This is a genomic window from Actinomyces sp. ICM58, assembly GCF_000283035.1.
Taxonomy (GTDB): domain Bacteria; phylum Actinomycetota; class Actinomycetes; order Actinomycetales; family Actinomycetaceae; genus Pauljensenia.
The window spans coordinates 1-2,783 of record NZ_ALIY01000223.1; the positions used below are offsets into that span (position 1 = coordinate 1).

At 69.0% G+C, this 2,783-nt stretch carries 3 protein-coding genes and 1 pseudogene; 1 reads left to right on the forward strand and 3 read right to left on the reverse strand.

All coding sequences use genetic code 11. The features are described 5' to 3' along the window. From HMPREF1138_RS09950 to HMPREF1138_RS09960, 3 genes are all read right to left on the reverse strand, one after another. Positions 1 to 1,025 (reverse strand): FtsX-like permease family protein (locus HMPREF1138_RS09950; RefSeq protein WP_009059428.1); only part of this gene is annotated, 1,025 nt, incomplete at its 3' end. Continuing rightward, complete coding sequence (locus HMPREF1138_RS09955) at positions 1,022 to 1,870, reverse strand: DUF6273 domain-containing protein (protein ID WP_009059430.1); 849 nt, start codon at positions 1,868 to 1,870, stop codon at positions 1,022 to 1,024. The genes HMPREF1138_RS09955 and HMPREF1138_RS09950, both read right to left, overlap by 4 nt. Positions 1,871 to 1,910: 40 nt before the next feature. Beyond that, complete coding sequence (locus tag HMPREF1138_RS09960) at positions 1,911 to 2,327, reverse strand: DUF4418 family protein (protein ID WP_009059432.1); 417 nt, start codon at positions 2,325 to 2,327, stop codon at positions 1,911 to 1,913. Between the two features lie 230 nt (positions 2,328 to 2,557). Here HMPREF1138_RS09960 and HMPREF1138_RS11170 point away from each other — a divergent pair. Beyond that, positions 2,558 to 2,783 (forward strand): annotated as a pseudogene (locus tag HMPREF1138_RS11170) (L,D-transpeptidase family protein); the annotation flags it as partial.

Genomic DNA, 2,783 nt, shown 5'->3' on the forward strand with positions numbered 1-2,783 from the left:
AGGGGCACGGCGGCGGCTCCGACGACGACGCCGGCGAGGGCGCCCGCCGCGTGAAGAATCAGGGATTCGGCCGTCATGACTCGCGCAATCGTCTTCGCCGACGCCCCGATCGAGCGCCACACGTACAGCTCGTGTCGACGCTCGTTCATGAGCGTGGCCTGGGCGACCATCAGGGCGGCCAGCAGGACACCCCATGCGATGCCGAGCACGCCGAGGAGCGCGCTGCGGTGGGCGCGCACGTCCGAGGCCGTGGCTGAGACGGCCGCCTCGGAGCGGACGGCGGTCACTTTGCGCACGTACAGGTTGATCCACTCCGTGACGCTATCGACCTGGCGGGAGTCGGCGACGTGCACGAGGGCGACCGTGTAGTCGCGGTCCGGCGCCAGGGAGGCGTAGGTGTCCACACCCGATTCGACCGATGCGGCGATGACCTGCGTGAGCGTGTCCATGCTGACGAAGACGGCGTGATCCCAGTCGGTGCCGGTGGCCTCCAGGTGTGCGCCCACGGGCCACTGCTTCCCGAAGAGTGTCACCTCGCCCTCCGGGGTCTGCGCGGCGGCGGCTCCGACCGTGACGGCGCCCTCGGGCGCATACTTTCCTTCTCCCTCGGCGATCCACGGCGACACGACGAAGTCGGTCGCGGGGTCGTAGCCGATGATCCACTGGGTCGTCCCGTCGGGCCGCGTCTGGGAGATGGCCAGCTCGTAGGTGACGGCGGCGATCTCCTCGTTGGCGTCCATGCGCGCCAGGGTCGCGCGCGGCTGGTCGCATTGGGCGGGGGTTCCGAGCATGCTCAGCGCCCGCTTATCCACGATGTTCAGGCAGGAGGTCGGGTACACGACGAGGTCGGCGCCGAGTCGGCGCTCGGCGAGGCTGAGCTGGGCGCGCATGCCGTCGAGGGCGACGAGGCCGCCGAACACGCACGCCGCCTGGGCGAGCGCGAGAACCAGGATGATCGCGGCGCGCACGGGGTGCGCCAGGACGTTCTTGAGGGGAACCCGGCGCAGCGTGAGGGAGCCTGTCATCGCCCGCCCCCGCCGACCTCGGACAGGTCGATCCACAGCGCGGGCCGAGCCCCGTACAGGACGTCGACGTTCGCGCCGCTGGCGACCGGCGTGCCGGCCGCGTCAACGAATTGCGCGGCGAAGCCGTAGGTTCCTGGCGAGCGCAGCCACCAGTCGGCCGTCCCGTCCTCGGTGACGGTCAGGGCACCCGAGGCCGCGTATTCGCTCGCGAGAGCCTCGCCGATGTCGGAGCGGTTCGCGCCGCCGGAGAGGTAGACGACGCTTTCCTGCTCGCTGAGCGCGAAGACGCGGTCCTGCGTGGGCGCGCCTCCCGGGGCTCCGGTGATGGACTGGTCGGCGTTGTCGTTGAGGACGGAGGGGATGATTCCCCGCTGGGCGGGCGTGAAGGCGGCGTCGAAAAAGTCGTCGTTCATCCACGCGCGCAGGTCGCTGTCCGCCCACGTCACGTCCTGGAACGGAACGTGGTTGTACTGGCGTCCGTCGAGGACGTCGGCGCTGAGCAGCAGGAGCCGGTCGTCGAAGCGCTCCAACACGATCCACCGGATCGACTCCGGGCCGTTGGAGGCGTCGCCGTCCTGCTCGAAGGAGCCGAAAGAGACGACATCTCCCTTGGCGGCCCCGCGGTAGGGAAGCGCCGGATCCTCCTCGACGAGGCCCGCCGCGCGCTCTCGCGCGTCCGCGTAGTCCCCGAGGCCAACGAGAATCCCGTAGGCCCCCGAAGCGTCCCCGGACTCAGCCAGGCGCAGAGCCTGCGCGTAGCGCTGTGAACGCTGGTGGTGATGGAACAGGATGCCGAGGGTCACCGCGAGGAGAAGCGCCGCGAGTACGACGGTTCCCTTCTTCATCGTTGCCCTGCTCAGGCGCACGCGTGTCACCTGCCGGGCGTCAGGCCTGGGAGGCCTTGTCCTTCTTGAGCGTGTTCACGACGGCGGCGACGCCGCCGCCCGCGACGAGGACGCTCATGATGCGCACGAAGGGCTGGAACACCGTGTGACAGCGCATCGTCTTCATCATGCACAGCGGGCAGATGACGCCGGGGATGAAAAAGACGACGACAGCGCCGACGAGGCAGAGGACCTGGAGGGCGAGGCGCACGCCCTTGTTCTTGATGAAAGCCGCCGTCCCGAAGAACACGGCGAGGCCGGCGGCGCTGGCCGCGACGGAGTTTTGGCACTGGTGGCAGTGCATCCAGGTTCCGTCCGGCCTGGGTTCACACGCAGAAAAGACGGTGACGCCTCCCGCCAGGAGCGCGGCGCTCAGGGCAGCGGGCACGAGGGGGATGACGAGGTCCTTCTTGGACACGGTAATCATTCCTTACGGGCGGGCAAGTATTGACAAGCTTTATAAAAGTATCATAAGCCTAATTTACTGTGGAACACAAGGGTTTCCCCTCCCTCCAGGCTCCCGGACGCGACGCACGCACTCCCTCCTGCATGCGCGCGCGACGACTCCCCACGCGCGGTCCAAAACAACCACTCTGCCGCCCCCACAGCGCCTAAGATTGAGGCATTCCCCACCAACGAGGTGTCACCATGAACAGGATCAGCATCCGCCTTCTCCACTGCCTCGGCGCGTCGATAACCGCGCTCGCGTGCATCACCCTCTCCCCCCTCGCCGCCTCTGCAACAGACGCCACGGCCGCAGACAGCACCGTCGTCACGGCACCCTCCGGCGAGGCACCGACCACCCCGGCCTCGTCGGCCTCGCCCGAGGCGTCCCCGGCCGCGCCGGCCTCGCCCGAAGCGTCCCCGGCCTCGC